The organism is Halobacillus sp. AWH4_228 (genome assembly GCF_056158365.1).
Window position 1 is genome coordinate 409,250 of the sequence record NZ_JBSWTE010000001.1, and the last position, 20,558, is coordinate 429,807.

Annotated in this window: 17 protein-coding genes; 11 read left to right on the forward strand and 6 right to left on the reverse strand. The window is 49.4% G+C overall.

What is annotated here, in order from left to right; translation table 11 throughout:
- The first annotated feature begins 4 nt into the window (after positions 1-4).
- Positions 5-277, forward strand: coding sequence for a zinc ribbon domain-containing protein (locus ACXADP_RS02170; protein WP_337192730.1), 273 nt, complete (start codon positions 5-7; stop codon positions 275-277).
- Positions 278-317: 40 nt separating this feature from the next.
- Here the strand turns inward: ACXADP_RS02170 and ACXADP_RS02175 are convergent, their stop codons facing one another.
- Positions 318-647: a hypothetical protein gene (locus ACXADP_RS02175; RefSeq protein WP_474970038.1), complete on the reverse strand. Its 330-nt coding sequence runs from the start codon at positions 645-647 to the stop codon at positions 318-320.
- A gap of 140 nt (positions 648-787) precedes the next feature.
- Between ACXADP_RS02175 and ACXADP_RS02180 the strand changes: the two genes are divergently transcribed.
- Both ACXADP_RS02180 and ACXADP_RS02185 read left to right on the forward strand, forming a co-directional pair.
- Positions 788-1,774 (forward strand): aldo/keto reductase, encoded by a 987-nt coding sequence (locus ACXADP_RS02180; RefSeq protein ID WP_474970037.1) that lies wholly within the window; start codon positions 788-790, stop codon positions 1,772-1,774.
- A 277-nt stretch (positions 1,775-2,051) separates the two neighbouring features.
- Entirely contained in the window at positions 2,052-4,256 is a 2,205-nt protein-coding gene (locus ACXADP_RS02185) for a hypothetical protein (protein WP_474970711.1), read from the forward strand.
- A 46-nt stretch (positions 4,257-4,302) separates the two neighbouring features.
- On the opposite strand, the gene ahpF is transcribed toward ACXADP_RS02185, so the two are convergent.
- The gene (gene ahpF / locus ACXADP_RS02190; protein ID WP_474970035.1) at positions 4,303-5,838 is read right to left on the reverse strand and encodes an alkyl hydroperoxide reductase subunit F; all 1,536 of its coding nucleotides are present in this window, start codon (positions 5,836-5,838) and stop codon (positions 4,303-4,305) included.
- A 15-nt stretch (positions 5,839-5,853) separates the two neighbouring features.
- Positions 5,854-6,417 (reverse strand): alkyl hydroperoxide reductase subunit C, encoded by a 564-nt coding sequence (gene ahpC, locus ACXADP_RS02195; protein WP_027956005.1) that lies wholly within the window; start codon positions 6,415-6,417, stop codon positions 5,854-5,856.
- Positions 6,418-6,839: 422 nt separating this feature from the next.
- Between ahpC and ACXADP_RS02200 the strand changes: the two genes are divergently transcribed.
- Entirely contained in the window at positions 6,840-7,418 is a 579-nt protein-coding gene (locus ACXADP_RS02200; protein ID WP_474970712.1) for a copper resistance CopC family protein, read from the forward strand.
- Positions 7,419-7,428: 10 nt separating this feature from the next.
- Entirely contained in the window at positions 7,429-8,541 is a 1,113-nt protein-coding gene (locus ACXADP_RS02205; RefSeq protein WP_474970713.1) for a copper resistance D family protein, read from the forward strand.
- A 43-nt stretch (positions 8,542-8,584) separates the two neighbouring features.
- Here the strand turns inward: ACXADP_RS02205 and ACXADP_RS02210 are convergent, their stop codons facing one another.
- The 3 genes from ACXADP_RS02210 to ACXADP_RS02220 are packed head-to-tail and all read right to left on the reverse strand — an operon-like array spanning position 8,585 to position 12,206.
- On the reverse strand, positions 8,585-9,931 hold the full coding sequence (locus ACXADP_RS02210; RefSeq protein WP_027956007.1) for a GntP family permease: 1,347 nt from the start codon (positions 9,929-9,931) through the stop codon (positions 8,585-8,587).
- Between the two features lie 18 nt (positions 9,932-9,949).
- The gene (gntK, locus tag ACXADP_RS02215; protein WP_474970714.1) at positions 9,950-11,485 is read right to left on the reverse strand and encodes a gluconokinase; all 1,536 of its coding nucleotides are present in this window, start codon (positions 11,483-11,485) and stop codon (positions 9,950-9,952) included.
- Positions 11,478-12,206: a GntR family transcriptional regulator gene (locus ACXADP_RS02220; RefSeq protein WP_474970031.1), complete on the reverse strand. Its 729-nt coding sequence runs from the start codon at positions 12,204-12,206 to the stop codon at positions 11,478-11,480. Before ACXADP_RS02220 ends, gntK begins: the two co-directional genes overlap by 8 nt.
- 203 nt (positions 12,207-12,409) lie before the next feature.
- Here ACXADP_RS02220 and ACXADP_RS02225 point away from each other — a divergent pair, with 203 nt between their 5' ends.
- From ACXADP_RS02225 to ACXADP_RS02250, 6 genes are all read left to right on the forward strand, one after another.
- Positions 12,410-13,234, forward strand: coding sequence for a PRD domain-containing protein (locus ACXADP_RS02225; RefSeq protein ID WP_474970715.1), 825 nt, complete (start codon positions 12,410-12,412; stop codon positions 13,232-13,234).
- Positions 13,235-13,441: 207 nt separating this feature from the next.
- Positions 13,442-14,824: a sucrose-specific PTS transporter subunit IIBC gene (locus ACXADP_RS02230; RefSeq protein WP_474970716.1), complete on the forward strand. Its 1,383-nt coding sequence runs from the start codon at positions 13,442-13,444 to the stop codon at positions 14,822-14,824.
- A gap of 85 nt (positions 14,825-14,909) precedes the next feature.
- Positions 14,910-15,866, forward strand: coding sequence for an aminoimidazole riboside kinase (locus ACXADP_RS02235; protein ID WP_474970717.1), 957 nt, complete (start codon positions 14,910-14,912; stop codon positions 15,864-15,866).
- A gap of 3 nt (positions 15,867-15,869) precedes the next feature.
- The gene (locus ACXADP_RS02240) at positions 15,870-17,321 is read left to right on the forward strand and encodes a glycoside hydrolase family 32 protein (RefSeq protein WP_474970718.1); all 1,452 of its coding nucleotides are present in this window, start codon (positions 15,870-15,872) and stop codon (positions 17,319-17,321) included.
- A 485-nt stretch (positions 17,322-17,806) separates the two neighbouring features.
- A complete protein-coding gene (locus tag ACXADP_RS02245; RefSeq protein ID WP_474970026.1) occupies positions 17,807-19,084 on the forward strand; it encodes a glycoside hydrolase family 68 protein in 1,278 nt (425 codons plus the stop codon).
- Between the two features lie 62 nt (positions 19,085-19,146).
- On the forward strand, positions 19,147-20,475 hold the full coding sequence (locus ACXADP_RS02250; protein ID WP_474970025.1) for a glycoside hydrolase family 68 protein: 1,329 nt from the start codon (positions 19,147-19,149) through the stop codon (positions 20,473-20,475).
- Positions 20,476-20,558: the final 83 nt, after the last annotated feature.

Here is a 20,558-nt window from a genome sequence, read left to right on the forward strand (position 1 = left end):
ATACGTGTTGGCCCATTTTTCTTTTTTATGTGAAGCGTGCGGAGAATTCACAATCTGGATGACCGGCATGAAAGAAAGCAGGAGAGAGGCTTCCTGTCCGGATTGTCAGGGCGTTTCAAAGCGGGTTTTCAAGCCGCCGATGACGTCCAGGATGGACAGCCGCGTCAAACAGCGGATCGAAAACGGCATGGAGCCCCGGACCGTCAGGCGTGAGGACCTTCCAGCTTCACGCCCGCGGCGCCAGACAACAGCCCGGCCGTGGCAGGCTGGTCATTAAGTCAAAAAAAGCAGCTGGACGCTTGATGTCCGCTGCTTTTTCAGGCTTTCCTTTTTCGGAATCCTTCCCATGGGGAGGGTTCTTTCCATGCCCTTGCTTTGGTCAGAAACGGAGTCAATAGAGAGAGGGAGATGAATCCCGCTGCGGCTCCCAACCCGTAAAACGATCCGGGCAGCCCGAATGTGACTTTCAAGATCACAAGGACGATAGGAAGAAAAATGAAGAACAGGAAAACAGAATCATCCAGTCTCAAATATTGTTCGAAAGCACAGTGGGGACAGGCAGCCTTTCTCTCCTGCAGCAAGAGTGGCTGCTGGCTGAACGCTGCCCGAAAGCTCCATCTCTGCTTACACTGGATACACGTCGTCACGGTGTTCTCCTCCATTTCACTATTCTTTTTCTATCTATACCTTTTTCGCCTCAAGTGGAAACCTTTGCTCCTGAAGGTTCGTTTGAAATAAGATAGGAACGGATATAGAAATATAGTCTTCTAAAGGAGGAATCTTCATTATGAAAACGTTGGAAAACGCATTAAAACATAGAGTAGGTCTTGGAACCGCACCGCTTGGCAACATGTTCCGAGATGTCCCGGAGGAAGAAGCACGGGAAACGATTCAGACTGCCTGGGATCAGGGCGTCCGTTATTTTGATACGGCTCCTTTTTACGGCGCGGGTCTGGCGGAAAGCCGTCTTGGGGATGTCTTGTCCCAATATGACCGTGATGAGTACGTGATAAGTACGAAGGTCGGCCGCTACATGACGCAGGAGGAAGAAGACAAAGATGGGTTGTTTGCGCATGGACGCAATAACAAGGTCATCACGGACTATTCCGCAGAGGCAACGAGAAAATCAATTGAACAGAGCCTGGAACGTCTGAAGACGGACCGCCTCGATATCGTCTATGTGCACGACTTATCGCCGGACTTTCACGGCGACGAATGGATTTCCAAGTTTGAGGAAGCACGGACAGGAGCTTTCCGTGTGCTGTCCGAGATGCGTGAAAAAGGCATCATCAAAGGCTGGGGCCTTGGCGTGAATACGACCGAGCCAATCGAAATCGCGATGGAGCTGGAGGAAAACCGTCCGGACATCAACCTGTCAGCCATCCAGTATACCCTGCTTCAGCACGATCGTGCGCTTGAGCGTATGATGAAGACGGCGGAGGAAAAAGGCATTGATATCGTTGTCGGCGGCCCTTACAACTCCGGTGCTTTGTTCGGCGGTGACCACTTTAACTATGAAAAAGCGGGCGCAGACATCATCGGCCGTGTGAACCAGTTGAAGGAAATCGGTGATAAGCATGGTGTCCACTTGAAAGCGGCGGCCCTGCAGTTTTCTACTGCCCATCCGGCTGTGAAATCCGTCATTCCTGGATCCACACGTCCGGAACGCATTAAAGAGGATCTTGAAATGATCCAGCGCGACATTCCAGAAGCTTTCTGGCAGGAACTTGTGGAGCGCGGCTTCATTTCCCCGCAGGCACCACTACCTAAATAAACGAAAAGGGTTCATCTTATCTTTTCGGAACTAAAATAAGCGGTCGCTATTTTTATCGACAGCCTTGGGAAACCGCATCGGCGGTTTCCTTTTTTATTGCAGTGGGCGAATATCCGCCATGTTCTCGAGATGGGTGCAGATGTCTGGAAATAATGGAATCCAAAAGTTCCTCTCTACAAAGGGGAGCTTTTTTGTGGGACAAAAAGGCTAAAGCCTATTGAAAGTCTTCGGTTTATAGATGATAATGATTATCATAATCATTATGAGGAGGATAACAATGAAGCATTTGATGAAGCATATGCTGGTGACGATGGTCCTTTTTGGACTGGCTGATCTGGCTGTACATACGAAAACACAGGCGGAAGAACTTCCGGAACATTCGTACGTCGATTTTTCCAGTGACCGTTCTACATGGTTTTTCCGTACGGATGGGGGAGATAGGAGTACGGCCTTTTTTGATTTTTTCTCACCGTTTGATCCGACCGTAAAAGTGGAAGGCTATGATCCTTTAACTTCGTACGAATTGGAACATCGCTATTATTTCGGGGAAGATGACGCTCTCATGGTTCACATCGAGGATATGAAGAAAATGTACGACCCGTATTTCGATTACACGATGGAAGAGGATATGCTCCGCATCCGGCACACCGCTTTTGACAAGCTGTTAACCTCCGGCATTGGTGAACGATCTACGACGATACAGTATACGAAAAAGGTGTGGGACCTTTCGATTGATCTGTCTGAAGTAGAGGGCACTTATGATTACCGTGAGTTTCAGCCGGTGGAAGGTGGCAGGAACAAAGGCGCTGTTACGCCGGATGAGCTGAATGAGGAGGCTGGCTTTACTGGAAAATCCTTCACACTCTCGTCCGGTTCGATTGAACAGAAGGAAGGTGGTGTATATGTTCCTCTTGCATCTTTGATGGAATGGATGGGCAAAACCTCCTTTGAGGAACAAGGTTATCTGACTGTCCAGTCTGAGGGACTGGCAGACGTGACCACTTCTGTAGACCGCCCGGATGTCGAGGTAAGTGATATTGTCGTTCCGAAGCCGTCCAATACATGGCAGGGCGGGGATGATGAGACCTACACATGGGCGGATTATATGAAAGATGTCGATGATGGCGAGCGTCAAACCGGCTGGCTGTGGCAGTCGTTTCATGTTGCTTCCGATGCTTCCTTCAAGGATGAAGATGGAGATCCTGTCCATGTGAAAGCTGACCGTATCGTGCCATTTTCCCTCTACGTGCCCTCTACGTATGATCCGGAAAAGACACGGCTGACGTATATGCTGCATGGTGGAACGGGGAATGAGCATACCCCGACCTACCGTCTGATGAAAGAGGGCATTCCTGTAGAGACCTATGCTGAAGAGTACAATTATATCCTTCTGTCTCCGAATGGATGGACGCAGAACCCGGTGTGGAGGGAGAAGCAGGCGCTTTATTCCGTAGAGCGGTCACTGGCGGAAACCCAGCAGCAGTTCCCTGTCCCGGATGATCATCTGTTCATAACCGGGAACTCCCTGGGGGGACGCGGCACGCTGGAAATTGCGGCCCGCTTCCCGGATCGTTTCCAGGCGATGGCGGCGACAGCTCCGAAGATTACGGATCGTGCTCCCGAAGGAGGGACGATGGTGAACATTGAGGGAACAGACTATGACTTGAGTGCTGTGAAGGACCTGCCCGCGCTCATTGTCCAGGGGACCGCAGATACGACCACCTCTTTCAAGGTGCAGATTGGAAGTGGAGAATCGCCTGGATCCATCGTTTCCTCCGTCATGCCGAAGCTTGAGAATGCCCGTTACATGACAGTGGAAAACGGAGATCATTCCTATTCGTATGCCGCTGTTCTTGAACCGATTCTTGATTTCTTCGAAGACCAGCTGGCAGAGGAGAATGCAGAAGCTGCTGACACGGCCGTCCTTTATAAAGAAAGTGCCCGTGCCGCAGCGAATGGAGAGCAGGTAAAGCTGGATCAGAATACTGAAGTCGTAAATGGAACGACGATGGTCGCACTATCCAGCGTCAAGGAACTTTATGAGAAGAGCGCGGATGTATATCCGATTCACTTGTATGACAGTGATTCGGAGCAGCCGGCAGATTACTGGACGCTTATCGTGAACAACCAAACGATGAATCTGACCCCGGGAGAAAAAACGTACCGCATGAATATGGAGCGTTATAAAGAAGACGCTAAAGTGACCAGAAGCGGTGCCCCTGGTGATGAAGATCAGCTGGAAGCTGCCCCGGTGCTCACAGAAGCCCCTTATGAGAAAAATGGCGAGCTCTATGTACCAGCGGAAGAAGTTCTGACGACTTTAGGAGTAGACACGGCCATTCGTGAGGAAAATGCATGGCAGAAATATCGTGCTTTCTGGTTGTCAGGTGCAGCAGTCATTGTTGCCCTCATCGGCGGCTGGGTTATCTTCAGGAAACGTTCTACATCTAAGTCAGAATCGAAACAACGAAAGCAGGCATAAAAAAATCCCGCATCCTTTATTGGATGCGGGATTTTCTATAGAAAGATCAGTTGCGGATCAGATAATCGAATGCGCCAAGCGCTGCGTTGGCACCGTCTCCCATGGAGATGATGATCTGGTTATGCGGACTGTCGGTAACGTCACCGGCAGCAAACAAACCAGGAATGCTTGTAGATCCGTGTTTATCTGTAATGATTTCACCAATCTTATTCGTTTCAACATCTGTGGTGAGCCATTCCGTGTTCGGCACGAGACCGATCTGGACGAAGACGCCCTCAAGGTCCACGTGCTGTTCTTCGCCGGAAGCACGGTCGATGTACGTGATGCCGTTCACATTCTCATCGCCGGTAATTTCTGTTGTCTGGGCGCCTGTCTTCACTTCGACGTTTGGCAGACTGTGGAGACGATCTTGAAGCACATCATCAGCTTTCAACGTGTCTGCAAATTCAAGGACGGTGACGTTCTGCACGATACCGGCAAGGTCGATCGCTGCTTCCACGCCGGAGTTTCCGCCGCCGATAACCGCTACGTCTTTGCCTTCGAATAGAGGACCGTCACAGTGCGGACAGAATGCGACACCTTTGTTTTTGTACTCGTCTTCTCCCGGAACGCCGGTTTCGCGCCAGCGGGCACCCGTGGAAAGAATGACGGTTTTACTTTTCAGTACGCCGCCGTTATCAAGTTCAAGTTCAAACATGCCTTCCTCATTTTTGCGCAGATCCTTGGCACGCTGAAGGTTCATGATATCAATATCATAGTCTTTGACGTGTTCTTCAAGGCTTGCAGCAAACTTCGGTCCTTCCGTGCTTTTCACACTGATGAAGTTTTCAATCGTCATCGTATCCAGCACCTGTCCGCCGAAGCGTTCCGCTACGATACCGGTACGGATTCCCTTACGAGCGGAGTAGATTGCTGAGCTTGCACCAGCTGGTCCACCACCGACGACAAGAACGTCATAAGGTTCACGCTCTGTAAATTCTTCAGCAGATGGGCCTTCACTGATTTTAGCAACGATCTCTTCAAGGCTGATGCGGCCGCCATTGAAGAATTCACCGTTAAGGAAAGCGGATGGAACCGCCATGATGTTGCGGCTTTCTGCTTCTTCTTTAAAGGCGGCACCGTCCACCATCGTATGGGTGATGCCCGGGTTCAGCACGCTCATGATGTTCAAGGCCTGTACGACGTCCGGACAGTTGTGGCAGCTCAGGCTGACAAATGTCTCGAAATGAAACTCGCCCTTGATGTTCTGGATTTTCTCAATCATCGTGTCATCCACTTTCGGAGCACGGCCGCTCACTTGAAGGAGGGCGAGGACGAGAGAGGTGAATTCATGACCGAGAGGAATGCCGGCAAACGTGATGCCCGTTTCTTCCTGAGGGCGGTTTACGCTGAAGCTTGGTGTGCGATTAAGTGTTGTGTTCTGGACAGTAATTTTCGGTGACATGGATGCAAGTTCATCGGTGAGAGCCAGCATGTCACGGGAGACTTTGTCGTCCCCCGCGCTGACTTTCAGCTCGATGTCACCTTCTAAAAGCTGCAGGTACTGTTCCAGTTGTGCTTTTATTTGTGCATCGAGAACCATGGATTAAGACACTCCTTAGATTTTACCAACTAGATCAAGGCTTGGTGTAAGTGTTTCTTCGCCTTCTTCCCATTTGGCAGGGCAAACCTCGCCTGGGTTGTTGCGAACGTATTGAGCGGCTTTGATTTTGCCGATCAGGTTATCTGCATCGCGGCCGATTCCGCCTGCGTTAACTTCTACCGTCTGGATAACGCCGTCTGGATCGATGATGAATGTTCCGCGGTCAGCAAGGCCGTCTTCTTCGTTAAGAACGTCGAACTGACGGGATAGCTGCTGGGAAGGATCACCGATCATAGCGTATTCGATTTTACCGATTTTTTCAGAGCTGTCGTGCCAGCCTTTGTGTACGAAGTGTGTATCTGTAGAAACAGAGTATACTTCTGCACCTAGTTCTTTAAGAGCTGCATAGTTGTTCTGCAGGTCTTCAAGCTCTGTCGGGCATACGAAAGAGAAGTCTGCCGGGTAGAAACAAACAACGCTCCACTGACCTTTGAAGTTTTCGTTGGAAACGTCGATGAATTCACCTTGTTTGAATGCTTTCGCCTGGAATGATTGTACTTCTTTTCCGATTAGGGACATAGTAAAATTCCTCCTGATATAGGTAGAGATTTAACTGCAGAAAAATGGGCGCAGTTATTTATAATAATTATTATCCAGTAACTATTATTATATACATTGTTTTATTTGTCAACATTTATAAGGTTTTGTCGGAATTTCTTCTGAAGAGCTGTGTAGAGCGGTTCAGAAGAGTAGGGGATAGGTAGGGGATGGATCCCATAGAACGGGGAACATGGAGATTATGTGACAAACGATGAGAAACTTTGACTTTGAATGATTCTATCACATAAACTTAGTTTGGTTACGGAAGTCTGTCATCACGGGATGGATGATCCGTAAAGGGATGATACCCGTTATCTCTATAGTAAAATACTCCGGCTGCAATAGCCAATCATAAGGCTTTCATTTACTTAGTCTTAATATGGAGAAAGGATGGAAAAATTATGCACAAAATTTCTGCTGCGTTACTGGCACTGGTCGTCACTCTTGGGTTGTTCACCCCGGCAGTCCATGCTCATACATCATTGGAAAACTCGACGCCCGCTGAAGGGGAGACGGTGGAAGAACCGCTGGATACGATCGAACTGAACTTCAATACAGTCATTGAAGAAGGAAGCACGCTTGAATTATCGAAAGCGGAAGGAGAGGCTCCTGCACCGTCCGAGGTGACGATCTCTGATCAGACGATGACCGCCGTGTTTGACGATGCCCTTGAAAACGGTGAGTATACCGTCAACTGGGAAATCATCGGTGCGGATGGTCATGTGATTGAGAAACAGTTCAGCTTTACTGTGGATGGACCAGCTCCTGAAGAAAACACAGAAACGACTGAAGAAGTGGTTCCTGAAGAGGAGGACGGTACAGAAACGGACACCGATGCGGAACAAACGGAAACAGATGTGGACAGCGAACAGGAGACAGAAGAGGAAAACAGCCTCCCTGTGTTCATGATTGTTGTTGCGCTCCTGCTTCTTGTCATTGTCATCGTACTTGCCGTGAAGCTGTTCAGCAGCAAGAAGTGAGTCGGTACCAATGGGGATTCTGATTGGATTGACTGAACTGCTTTTGTACCTTTCGTTTTCCTTATTAATGGGATCTTTGATCCTGCTGCTTGTGCCGGACCATCTGAAACCTCCGGTACGCATCGATCAAAGGCTGATTCAGGCATGTGCCCTGCTGGTGACGTTCGGATCTTTCCTGCCGGTGCTGCCCATCGTCGATCTGCTTGCATCATCAAAAGGGTGGGGGAGCGCCTTCATTCAGGTGATTTTTGAGTTTGCCGTCGGACGTGCCTTTTTACTGACCGCCCTTTTCTCTATGCTCCTTCTTCTTATCTGGACAACAAAGGGTGTAAAGGAAAAAGCGGGTCTGCTCTATCTATCTTTAGGGCTTGTCGCTGCGATGACGGCTTCTTACTCGATGGCTGCTCATGCGGCATCCATCGGAGGAGCGTCCGGGCATGTGTTTCATACCCTGCATTTTCTCGGGGCATCCGTATGGATCGGCCTGCTCCTGATGGTCAGCTGGTTTGCGGTGTCTAAGAAGAACTGGGGTTCCTTTCTACGGTGGTACACACCGACGGCTGTCTTCAGTCTGGTTGTCGTGTTTGCCGCCGGGTATTTCACGATGTCCGTGGATTTGTACAGCTACGGTGCTCCAGATATGAATGCGTTGGAAGGCTATTCTCAAGCCCTGCCATCGAACTACGGTCAGGCCCTTCTCGTCAAGCACCTGTTTGTCATCGGCATCCTTTTGTTCGCCTTGATGAACGGGGTGTTGTTCCGTAAAAAAGCCGGTGATCAGCGTTTCAATCCGCTTCCGTGGACGAAGGCGGAAAGTGGGTTTGCTCTCGGCGCTTTTGCTTTGACGGCTGCCATGGGGCGGGCAGGTACCCCAAATCAGGAGGGAACGATAGGAGACGAAGCTTCCTTTTTGTACCGGGCGTTTACAGGGGAAAGCGGCTCGGAACTCATTGAAGTGACGATGTCGTTCGGACCGGTCAGCTGGATGCTCGGTCTGATCGGCTCTTTGTTCCTGCTGCTCACTATCGCTTCCGCAGTGAAGAGGCCTTCACTTGGGATAGTGACGGCTGCAGGGAGTTTAATGATTGTATCGTTTTATTTGGCTGTCATGACGGCTGTATAAAAGGAAAACCCGTACGAGGAGGATCCTCGTACGGGTTTTTTCGTTAAACAAAAAGGCTGAACAGAAGGACGAATCCAAGACCGGCAACGGAAATGATCGTTTCCAGAAGCGTCCATGTAGCGAACGTTTCCTTCATCGTTAAGCCGAAGTATTCCTTGAACATCCAGAAACCAGCGTCGTTGACGTGGGAAGCGATCAAGCTTCCGGCTCCTGTGGAAAGCACCATCAGTGCCAGGTTCACATCCGTCTGCCCGAGAAGCGGTGTGACAAGGCCGACCGTCGTCAAAGCAGCCACTGTAGCAGAACCGAGAGAGATTCTTAGAATCGCAGCAATAATCCACGCAAGCAGCAGTGGAGACATGGAAGAGCCCTCGAACATCTGCGCCACATAATCACCGACACCGCCGTCAATCAAGACCTGCTTGAAGGCACCGCCGCCCCCGATAATCAACAGCATCATACCGATTTGGGCGATAGCTGTGGAGCAGGAGTCCATCACGTCTTTCATCGGAATGTTACGAGCAATCCCCATCGTGTAAACCGCCACAAGCAGGGAGATGATCATCGCTGTGGATGCGTTTCCAATTAAGTTTATAACAGAGAGAAAACCGCCGGATTCTACACCCATGGTTTCCTGAATCAATGTAATAATTGTAGAAATAGCAATGAGAATGACGGGCAGCATAGCTGTGAAAACACTGATACCGAAGCCTGGTGTCTCTTCAAGCTTAAAGGATTTCTGTTCGCCTAAAGAAGCGATGTTCCCCTGCTTTTTGAAAGAGTCCGGGACAATTTTCTTCGCCATTTTTGTAAAAATCGGACCAGCAAGAATGACCGTCGGAACAGCAATGATAATTCCATACAGCAGCACTTCACCAAGGTCTGCCCCATACTCACCAGCGATCACTGTCGGGCCCGGGTGAGGCGGCAGGAAGCCGTGAGTGACGGACAGGGCGGCTGCCATCGGGATTCCCAGATACAAAATCGATACGCGCAGTTCTCTTGAAATCGCAAAAACGATCGGGATCAACAGCACGAGGCCGACTTCAAAGAATAACGCGATCCCGATAATGAAGGATGCGGCGACAACGGCCCATTGGATGTTCTTTTCTCCGAACTTATTGACGAAGGTCATGGCAATGCGCTGGGCACCACCGGCGTCTGTAATCAGTTTACCGAGCATAGCTCCAAGACCGAAAATCAAGGCGAGGTGGCCGAGTGTTCCGCCGAGACCGGCCTCGATGGTTGGTACAATATCCGTAAGCGGCATGCCGAGCAGGACGGCAACACCGAAGGAGACGATAATCAGGGAAACAAACGTGTTCAGTTTGAGTCCCATAATCAAGATAAGTAACGCGACAATTCCTATAGCGACCATTAATAATGGCATCGTAAACCCTCCGTTTGTTTAGTTGGTTAAGTTTCGTTGGTAATTGGCAATGGTGGCGTAGTTTTCTTCCAGAGATCTGGACAGCTGGATGAACATCGGAAGCAGCTGGCGGTATTCATGGACCGCTTCTTCCTCCGGTGTATGCTTGAAGGTGCTGCCGATCATCCCGGATACAATGTCTAGTGAATCCGCCCGGCCTGTAGCGTAGAGTCCTAGAATACAGGCTCCAAGACAGGAGCTTTCATAGCTTTCCGGCACGACAACTTCGGATTCGAAGATATCGGCCATCATCTGGCGCCACACTTCCGAGCGGGCAAACCCGCCGGTCGCCTGGATTCTTGTCACCGGTCCGTCCATACATTCCGTCAACGCAAGGAAAACGGTGTACAGGTTGTAGATGACCCCTTCCAGAGCAGCCCGGATCATGTGCTCTTTTTTATGGGATAACGTCAGTCCGAAGAAGGATCCGCGTACATCCGGGTTCCAAAGCGGGGCCCGCTCACCAGCCAGGTAAGGATGGAAGAGCAGTCCGTCAGATCCTGGTCGGACGCCTTCTGCGATTTTCGTCAGCACTTCGTACGGGTCGATGCCGAGACGTTTCGCTGTTTCTGCTTCCGATGAAGCAAATTCATCACGGATCCAGCGGAGAATCATGCCGCCATTGTTGACCGGTCCTCCGATGACCCACTGATCTTCGGTGAGCGCGTAGCAGAAAATCCGGCCCTTTTCATCGGTCTGCGGCTTGTCGATCACGGTCCGGATCGCTCCGCTTGTTCCGATGGTAACGGCGATTTCTCCTTTTTTGATGGCGTTGACCCCAAGGTTGGATAGAACGCCATCACTGGCTCCGATCACAAAGGAAGTGTTGGAATCAAGACCGGTGACCTTGGCGTATTCTTCTTTCAGTCCGGTAAACTGAGAAGTCGTGGAAACAAGCTCGGACAGTTTTTCACGGCCGATGCCGGCAACCTCAAGGGCTTCTTCATCCCAGTCGAGTTTCTCCAGATTCATCATCCCTGTTGCTGAAGCGATGGAATGATCGATCACATAGGTACCGAATAGTTTATAAAAGACATATTCTTTGATTCCGATATATTTATAGGTTTTGGAATCGATTTCAGGTTGTTCCTGGACGAGCCATGTAATTTTGCTGAGCGGGCTCATCGGATGAATCGGTGTCCCCGTTCTCCGGTAAATGTTGTGCCCGTTCCACTCGGTTTTGATTTTTTCCGACCACTTCTCACTGCGGTTGTCCGCCCATGTGATGCAGGGGGTGATCGGACTGCCGTCCTTATCGACAGCAATCAGGCTGTGCATCGCACTGCTGAAGGATACAAAGGATACGGCTTTGTCCGTATGCTTCTTTTTAACAAGTGTGACCGCTTCCAAAACAGCCTGGAAAATTTCCTCCGGGTCCTGCTCAGCTGTTGAGATGTCCGGCGTATGAAGAGGGTAGCCGACATTCGCTTTCTCCACGACATCTCCCTGTTCGGTGAACAAGACGGCTTTTGTACTGGTGGTGCCGATATCGACACCCATCATATAGTTAGTCATCGCTTTCGACTCCTTTTGAATAGATCTGCTGCGACCTCCATAAATCCTCGACACTTCCTTGGACGTCATCGAAATTTTTGTGCAGCGATTTGACCATAAGATCGCGGTCTTTCTGACGGATCGCTTCGATATACAATTCATGGTTGTTGATAATCCGGTCGAAATCGTCGTACTTTTCCTTGAAGCGCATGCGCATGGAAATGAGGATCAGGCTTTCCAGTGTCGGCTTCAGGTTCTTCCAGATCATGAGAATGTGGGAATGATCAATAGCGCGGATGATCGTTTCGTGAAACAGGACATCTTCAAATGAAAAATCATCAGCATCTTTGTACTTGATCGCAATCTTCATCATTTCCAGTGTCTTGCTCAGTTCTTTCACGAGACCTGCTGTGTCCATTTTGACGAGCCGTTCGAATACGAATGTTTCGATTAAAAGACGGACATCGTAGATTTCCTGGATTTCCTTCTCGGACAGTTCAAGAACAACCGCCCCCATCCGTTCGAGACGGATCAGGTTTTCTGATGCGAGCAGCTTCAGGGCTTCACGGACAGGGGAGCGGCTGACGGAAAATTCGGAAGCCATCTGGTTTTCGGACAGCTTTGAACCGCTTTCAATCAAACCGGCAATAATCCGGATCCGAAGCTCAGAGGCGACACGTTCGCCGGCCGATGCTTTATTCAGCCATTTTTCAGGATATAAATAAGGGATGGAATCTGTCATCGATTCACCTTCTTTAATGATTTTCGTATACTTGTTTAACTTGTATACAAGTATTATGGCATAGATCATAAAAATTGAAAACGCTTTTAATAAAATTTTTTGAAACGCTTTCTTCAGGTCCTGTGCTGATGGGGCCTGAATGTGTCATAAGGAGATACATTCGTGGTAAACTGGTAGGAGATATTATGGACCGGAGGGGCTTTATGCGCATTTTTAAAATTTTGAACAACAACGCTGTTGTGGTGTACGACGGAGGACAGGAAAAGATTGTGATGGGGAAGGGGCTTGCCTTTCAAAAGAGGCGCAATGATATCGTCCCGAAAAATAAAATCGAAAAGATCTTCCTGCTTCGGGATCAGTCATCAGAGAAGTTCCAGCAGCTGCTTTCGACTCTCCCTGAAGCTCACATAGATCTCGCTGAACGGATCATCAGCTATGCAGAAGGCCATTTGGAAGCGCCTTTGAATGACCACATTCATATTGCACTCACCGATCACCTTTCGTTTGCACTTGAACGTCTGGAGCAGGGGTTTCCGATTCACAATAAGCTTACACACGAAATCAAGTTTCTCTATAAGAAGGAATTTGAGGCGGGGATGTGGGCAAAAAAAGAAATCAGGAAAGTGATGGGTGTTGATATTCCACCTGATGAAGTCGCGCATATCGCGCTGCATATCCATACTGCGAAAATGGGATCTCCGTCGATGGGGGAATCGCTTCAGACAGCGACGGTCCTCAGGGATATTGTTGAGAAAGTGGAAGAGACTGCAGGGATTACGATTGAAGAGACAAGTATCAATTATCAGCGCCTGGTCACCCATCTGCGCTTTGCACTGAGCCGTGTGGAGGAAGGCAGTCAGTTCGAACCGATTGACGAAGATATGCTCGAATTGATAAAAATGAAATACAGCGACGCATTCCGGACGTCTGAAGAAGTGGCAGACTTCTTGAAAGCGGAGTACAATATCGATTTTCCAGAGTCTGAAATCGCCTATATCGCCCTCCATATTCAGCGTTTAATGAAGTGATTGTTTTTAATTGAAAATGGTTGACGACAGCGTTTTCATCGTATAAAATAGGAATCAATCCAAAGTTAAATAACGCAGGATTGTTACTGCAGAAGCAGGCAAGACCTAAAATGTGTAAAGAAGCATAGGTGTATTCATTTTGATACCTATCCGCATTCTTTATGCGTTTTAGGTCTTTTTTATTGGAAAAATAAAGGAGGAATCTTCATGAATCACAAAGAAGTTGCTGAACAGCTTGTCCCTCTGCTTGGTGGGAAAGAAAACATTGTCAGCGCCACTCACTGTGCCACTCGTCTCCGCCTTGTAATGGATGATGAGAGCAAAATAGATAAATCTGCCGTTGAAGAACTTGATGGGGTCAAAGGAGCGTTTTCAAGCTCCGGACAGTATCAAATCATCTTCGGAACAGGGACCGTCAACAAAGTGTTCGCCCATTTCGGCCCGCTTGTAGGTGCGTCCATGGGAGATGACGAAGAAAAGAAAGACGCCTCGGTTTCCCATAAAGATGCAGCGAAAAGTAAAATGAACCCGTTCGCCCGCTTCGCGCGGACGCTTTCCAACATCTTCGTTCCGATCATCCCGGCGATCGTAGCTGCCGGTATGCTGATGGGGCTGCTCGGCTTAATGCGTACGTACGAATGGATGGATCCAGCAAGTGGATTGTTTGTCATGCTGGATATGTTCTCCTCAGCGTCCTTTATCATTCTTCCGATCCTGATCGGTTTCAGTGCAGCCAGGGAATTCGGAGGAAACATGTACCTCGGTGCGGTTATCGGGGGAATTATGACCCATCCGGCCCTGTTAAACCCTTGGGGGCTTGCTGATGCCCAGCCGGAAACCCTTGATTTCTTCGGCTTCGGCGTTGAAATGCTCGGTTATCAGGGTACGGTTATCCCTGTTCTGTTGACGGTTTACGTCATGTCCTGGCTTGAAAAGAATTTCCGTAAGATCGTTCCGAACGCGGTCGATCTTCTGCTTACCCCGTTCCTGACTGTTATTTTCACCGGTTTCGTAGCGCTTCTTGTTGTAGGACCGCTCGGCCGTGCGCTTGGGAATGGATTGACAACCGCTCTTGATGTCGTTTATGAAACGGCCGGTCCGATTGCCGGACTGATCTTCGGGGGCTTGTACTCTACGATCGTACTGACAGGGGTGCACCACAGCTTCCACGCCATTGAGGCGGAACTGTTGAATAACGTCGGCGGAAACTACCTGCTCCCAATCTGGGCGATGGCCAACATTGCTCAAGGGGGAGCGACACTTGCCGTCTTCTTTAAAACACGCAACAAGAAAACGAAAGAAATCGCTCTTCCTGCTGCCATCTCCGCATTCCTCGGGATTACAGAGCCGGCGATTTTCGGTGTGAACTTGAAGCACCGCCGCCCGTTCATCGGTGCAGCCATTGGTGGTGCGCTCGGCGGAGCTTACGTCGTCTTCACCAAAGTGATGGCAAACGGTATCGGTCTGACAGGTATACCGATGTTTGCGATTGCGCAGGACCCGATCAACTACGGCATCGGCTGTCTGATCGCTGTCGGCGGTGCGGTCACTGCCACTCTTCTTCTTGGATGGAAGGAAGAAGCGAAGTAAACCCCTTTTTTCAAGTCCTTACCAGCTTGTCTGGTAGGGATTTGTTTCGTATGATTCATACAAAGGTTCAAAGGAGGAATTAGTGATGAAAAATGGTGTCATCTCGCTCGGTGAAGCGTTAATCGATTTTATTCCCTTGGATAAAAACAATGTGAATTACCAGAAAAGTCCCGGCGGTGCTCCGGCCAACGTGTCGGTCGGTCTCGCAAGACTCGGGGTTCCATCCACGTTCTTAGGGAAGGTCGGCGATGATGTTCTCGGACGGTTCCTGAAGACCACCCTCGAAGATTTCGGTGTGCAGACCCACGCCATGCCGTTGACGGGTGATGTGCGTACAGGTGTGGTGTTCGTAACGAACGCGGAAGACGGAGAACGCAGCTTCGATTTTTATATTCATCCCAGTGCAGATCAGTTTTTAGAGCGCTCCGATCTTCAGGAAGCTGACTTTGATACACACAAGGTGCTTCACTTCGGTTCCATCTCCATGATCGGAGATACGGTAAAAGATACGACGAAGCGGGCTGTGGAGCTGGCCAAAGAAAAACGGATGGTGATTTCCTATGACCCCAACCTGCGCATGATGCTTTGGCCATCTGAAGAACAGGCCCGCGAAACGATCATTTCCATGCTCGGGGAAGCGGATATGCTTAAGCTTTCTGAAGAAGAGCTGGCATTCATTACGGGAGAAAAAGAGATCACGCCCGGCCTGAAAGCTCTCGAGAAATATGAAATCCCTCTCGTTCTCATTACGATGGGCGGGGACGGAAGCTATGTTTCTACGAAAGAAGGCGTCGAGCACGTTCCGGCTATGAAAGTAAAAGCGGTCGATACAACAGGGGCTGGAGATGCGTTTGTCTCCGGTATGCTTTATCAGCTGAACCGCTATGAGGGGAACATGGAGGAGCTGACGCTTTCGGAAGCTGTGAAAATGGCAGAGTTTGCATCCGTTTCCGGAGCACTGGCTGCATCGACAAAGGGAGCGATGACGGCCCTTCCGACTATCGAAGAAGTTCAAACACGCCTTCATCAGTCAGGAGAGTAACCGATGTCTAAAGATCAAGAACTGCGAAAGAGCGCTTATGAAGAAATCGAAAAGCATCAGTCTCTAGTAGAGAGTGATCCGTATCGTCTCCATTACCACATCATGCCTCCGGTCGGACTGTTGAACGATCCGAACGGCTTCATTCAGTTCCAGGGCACGTACCATCTGTACTATCAGTGGATGCCGTATAAAACCGACCACGGTGCTAAACTGTGGGGGCATTATTCGTCTGAGGACCTTGTCCACTGGACGCATGAAGAGATCGCTCTGACCCCGTCCGAGTGGTTTGAGAAAAACGGCTGCTATTCCGGCAGTGCCATCGAGCATGACGGAAAGCTCTATGCCTTTTACACAGGAAACGTCAAAGATGAAAATGGAAACCGGGAATCGTACCAGTGTCTCGCTGTATCCGAAGACGGCATTCAATTTGATAAAAAAGGTCCTGTCGCCCATCTGCCTGACGGCTATACCGCCCACTTCCGCGATCCGAAAGTATGGAAGCAGGATGGCCGCTGGTTTATGGTCATCGGCGCTCAGACGGAAGATGAGAAAGGGGCGGTCGCTCTATTCACCTCAGACAATCTGATGGACTGGACCCATGCCGGTATTCTTGCCGGCGCCGGTCAGGAACCTCACGGGGAGTTCGGGTATATGTTTGAGTGCCCGGATTTATTTGAACTGGATGGACGGGATGTGCTTGTCTTCTCTCCACAGGGACTGGAAGCGGACGGCATGAACTATCAAAACGTTTATCAGGCCGGCTATGTGACAGGGGCCTTCGATCCGGAAGAAGGGATATACGAGCATGGTGCATTTACAGAGCTTGATCACGGTTTTGACTTTTACGCGCCGCAGACGACCTTGGATGCGCACGGCCGCCGGCTGATGTTCGGCTGGATGAGTGTACCGGACCAGAATGAGCAGGATCACCCGACGATTGCCCACAAGTGGCTGCACAACATGACGCTTCCGCGGGAATTAACATGGCAGGACGGTCAGCTGTACCAACAGCCGGTTCAGGAATTGGAAGCACTCCGTCAGGGAGAAGCCGTTGAACATCAGGTCAGCCTCCACAACGAGAGCCGTACCTTGGACGGTGTTCATGGGAAGGTCGTTGAACTGATGATGAGTGATATCGACGTTGCAGAGGGCTGGATGAGTGTGGCCATCGGTGGAGATGCAAGGATTCTATATTCCAGCGATCAACAGGTGCTCACCCTGGAACGTCAGAGCTATGTGGATGGAACCGTCGAAAAGCGCCAGGTCGAAGTACCGCAGCTTGATAGTCTGAGGATATATGTAGATACGTCCTCTATCGAAGTTTTCGCTAATGATGGTGCCTGCGTGATGACCGCCCGGTTCTATCCATCTGTTCAGGACACGAGCATTCGTTTCAGCAGTTCAGCAGCTGCAAGCTTCTATCTTCACAAATGGAACCTTGCAAAAGTTTTCTAGGTATATAGATGTGCAAAAGACAGACGGGACCCGTCTGTCTTTTTTTATGTCTTATTTCCTATAAAGCGCTTCACATTGTAATGGTTATAAACGGCTTGAAAACACTGATATGAAAGGATTTAATCGTAATTCTACCATTCTCGGAAAAGAACAAACATTCGTTGGAATATTGGTTCTTTATATTCAATTCATAAAAATTAAGAAGGGGTATAAAGGACGTATGAAACTGGATTTTAGAATCATTTAAATGGAAGTTTATTACAACGCACATCCCTCTTCTCCCCTAATTTTACATTTTGTGCAATCCTTTGCACAGTAGTGGGGAAATCGCTGTCATCCTTGTGAAAGGTGCCCTTTCATGACTTTTGGCATAAGCGTGAATGGCAGGATTTCCGGCGTTGACCACCCCTGTTTTACCACGTAAAGTTAAGACGTGTTCCGGAGCACACTTCATATACTTAACAATTCTGGAGGGGAAAGAAAACATGAAACGAAATCATTCGATCTTATCTAAACTGGCGCTTTCTGCTTTTATCCTGACCGGCACGTTTGCCCAGCTCCCAACAACTTCTCACGCAGCATCCACAGATGACACACCTGTGTGGTCCCGTGAAGACGCGCAGAACTTCACGTTAACAGACGAAAACACAGCCCCAAACATTGATTCCTTTACTGATGTTGCCCCGGACTATTGGATCTGGGACACATGGCCGCTTCGTAACCGTGATGGTTCTTTCGCCAAGATCAACGGGTACTATGTACAGTTCGCGCTGACAGCGAGCAAAGAATACACATGGGGCGGCCGCCACGATCATGCGGAAATCCGCTACTTCTATTCTAAGAACGGTAAAGATTGGGAAATGGGTACGGTCCCTTATGACACGGACAAGGCGCTTGGTTACCGCCAGTGGGCCGGATCAGCTATGATGGAGAAAGACGGCACGATCCACTTGTTCTACACGGCTGCAGGACGTAAGGATGAAGGTCCGACATTCGAACAGCGTCTGGCTAAGACGACATTTGAAATGGATTACGACAACAAAGAAGGTTTCCAGGTAACAAACAATGGCGACCACCAGATTCTTGCTGAAGCAGATGGCGAGTATTACGAGACACAGGAACAAAAGACCGGAAGCATTATCTATTCTTTCCGTGATCCTTGGTTCTTCCAACACCCTGAAACCGGCGAAGAATACATCATCTTCGAAGGAAATACCGGTGGCGATGAAAAGACACTCGAAGAGAAACACATTGGTGATGTAGACGAAGACGTTCCTGCCGGCGCTGAAGACTATAACGGAAATGTCGGGATTGCTAAGGCAGAAAACGAGGATCTGACAGAATTTGAATTAATGCCGCCTCTTCTTGAAGCGAATGGTGTGAACCAGCAGCTGGAACGTCCACACGTTGTCCAGAAGGGTGATGACTATTACTTGTTCACGATTACCCATGAGTTCACATTTGCTCCTGGAATTGAAGGTCCGGATGGTCTTTACGGCTTCCACGCCAACTCCCTTTTCGGTGATTACGAGCCGATGAACGATACGGGGCTTGTTATAGCCAACCCGGCTGAAGATCCATTCCAGGCATACTCCTGGGCTGTGCTTCCACACGGACAGGTGATCAGCTTTGTGAACGAATACCATGATGAAAATGGAAACTTCCAACAGGGTGGATCCTTTGCCCCAACGCTTAAACTGAAGTTGAAAGGTGATACTTCTGAAATTAAGCGTGAGATGGGTGAAGGTGAAATTCACGGGTAAGTTTTGATGAACAAAGCCGGCACGACCTGCCGGCTCCCTGTTTATAAATAAGGAGGAGAACGATGAAAACAAATACATGGATGAAACGTTCCTTTTTAGTGACGACCGCTCTTGTTTCCACGTTGGCATTTGGCAGTTCTGTTTCTGCAGAAACCAGTCAGACTTCCAACTGGACGATTGAAGATGCCTCACAGATTGAGCGCACGAAAGATACAACCGCCCCTTATATCGAGCCGGATTTTGAAAAAATGGCTCCAGAACTTCATGTTTGGGATACGTGGCCGCTTCGTAACAAAGACGGCTCGGTCGCCAAAGTGAACGGCTACTACGTGATTTTCTCCCTGACGGCTCCGTCCGACCTGCTTCCAGGTAAACGACATGATGTAGCGACGATCCGCTACTTCTATTCCAAAGACGGCAAGAGCTGGGAGCTTGGCGGAGAGGCGTTTGATCCAACAGGCGCCTACGGTTCAAGGCAGTGGGCAGGCTCTGCGATGATTGAAGACGGTGAACTGAACCTGTTCTATACAGCTACAGGTCGTAAAGGGGAGGAGGGCGTCACCTATGAACAGCGTCTTGCTCTTGCTAAAGGGGAAGTGAACGCATCTTCTGAAGGCATTTCCTTCGAAAACTTCGATCACTCCATCATCCTTGAGCCTGAAGGCGAGCACTATCAGACTGAGGAGCAGGCAGAACAGGGTGACATCGGCTACACGTTCCGTGATCCATGGTTCTTTGAAGATCCAAAAACAGGGAAAGACTATATCTTGTTTGAAGGAAACTCAGCCGGAACACCAGCGGAGCGTACGCTGGATACCGATTATATCGGAAGCGGTTCTTTCCAGGATGACTTCAGCTTCACAGACGAAGGATTTGCAAAATTATTCAACGGGGCGATCGGAATTGCTGAAGCAACGAACGATTCCTACACCGAATATGAAGCTCTACCACCAATTCTGGAAGCGAATTACGTCAACCAGGAGCTTGAGCGTCCCCATATCGTAACCAAGGGTAATCAATACTACCTGTTCACGAATACACATGAACACAAATTTGGTCCGGACCTCGATGCACCGGACGGCCTGTACGGCTTTTCATCCGATGAGCTGACGTCCGGCTATGAGCCGCTGAATGACAGTGGGTTAGTCCTGGCCAATCCGGAAGAACACGCGTACCAATCCTACTCCTGGATGGTTCTTCCAAACGGAAAAGTGATCAGCTTCTATAACTTCCATGATCTTGATGGAAAGAACATCTCAGATCTTGGAGGAACGACTCCGGAGTATCAGATGTCCCACTTCGGTGGTACACTGGCGCCGACCATCAAGCTCGCGATCCAGAATGACAAAACCAAAGTCATCAAGGACGGCCATCCGGGAAAAATTAAATAACTTCGATTGAACCACCGGCTCTTCATAAGAGCCGGTGGTTTTTTGAATTTGTTATAAAAGTACAATTGTGAAAGATCAGCTGG

Coding starts and splice junctions, on each gene's coding strand:
- ACXADP_RS02225 (WP_474970715.1), top strand. CDS start 12,410: ATGCGCATTTTTAAAATTTTGAACAACAACGCTGTTGTGGTGTACGAC.
- ACXADP_RS02180 (WP_474970037.1), top strand. CDS start 788: ATGAAAACGTTGGAAAACGCATTAAAACATAGAGTAGGTCTTGGAACC.
- ACXADP_RS02240 (WP_474970718.1), top strand. CDS start 15,870: ATGTCTAAAGATCAAGAACTGCGAAAGAGCGCTTATGAAGAAATCGAA.
- ACXADP_RS02205 (WP_474970713.1), top strand. CDS start 7,429: ATGGGGATTCTGATTGGATTGACTGAACTGCTTTTGTACCTTTCGTTT.
- ACXADP_RS02220 (WP_474970031.1), bottom strand. CDS start 12,206: ATGACAGATTCCATCCCTTATTTATATCCTGAAAAATGGCTGAATAAA.
- ahpC (WP_027956005.1), bottom strand. CDS start 6,417: ATGTCCCTAATCGGAAAAGAAGTACAATCATTCCAGGCGAAAGCATTC.
- ahpF (WP_474970035.1), bottom strand. CDS start 5,838: ATGGTTCTCGATGCACAAATAAAAGCACAACTGGAACAGTACCTGCAG.
- ACXADP_RS02245 (WP_474970026.1), top strand. CDS start 17,807: ATGAAACGAAATCATTCGATCTTATCTAAACTGGCGCTTTCTGCTTTT.
- ACXADP_RS02200 (WP_474970712.1), top strand. CDS start 6,840: ATGCACAAAATTTCTGCTGCGTTACTGGCACTGGTCGTCACTCTTGGG.
- ACXADP_RS02185 (WP_474970711.1), top strand. CDS start 2,052: ATGAAGCATTTGATGAAGCATATGCTGGTGACGATGGTCCTTTTTGGA.
- ACXADP_RS02210 (WP_027956007.1), bottom strand. CDS start 9,931: ATGCCATTATTAATGGTCGCTATAGGAATTGTCGCGTTACTTATCTTG.
- gntK (WP_474970714.1), bottom strand. CDS start 11,485: ATGACTAACTATATGATGGGTGTCGATATCGGCACCACCAGTACAAAA.
- ACXADP_RS02250 (WP_474970025.1), top strand. CDS start 19,147: ATGAAAACAAATACATGGATGAAACGTTCCTTTTTAGTGACGACCGCT.
- ACXADP_RS02230 (WP_474970716.1), top strand. CDS start 13,442: ATGAATCACAAAGAAGTTGCTGAACAGCTTGTCCCTCTGCTTGGTGGG.
- ACXADP_RS02235 (WP_474970717.1), top strand. CDS start 14,910: ATGAAAAATGGTGTCATCTCGCTCGGTGAAGCGTTAATCGATTTTATT.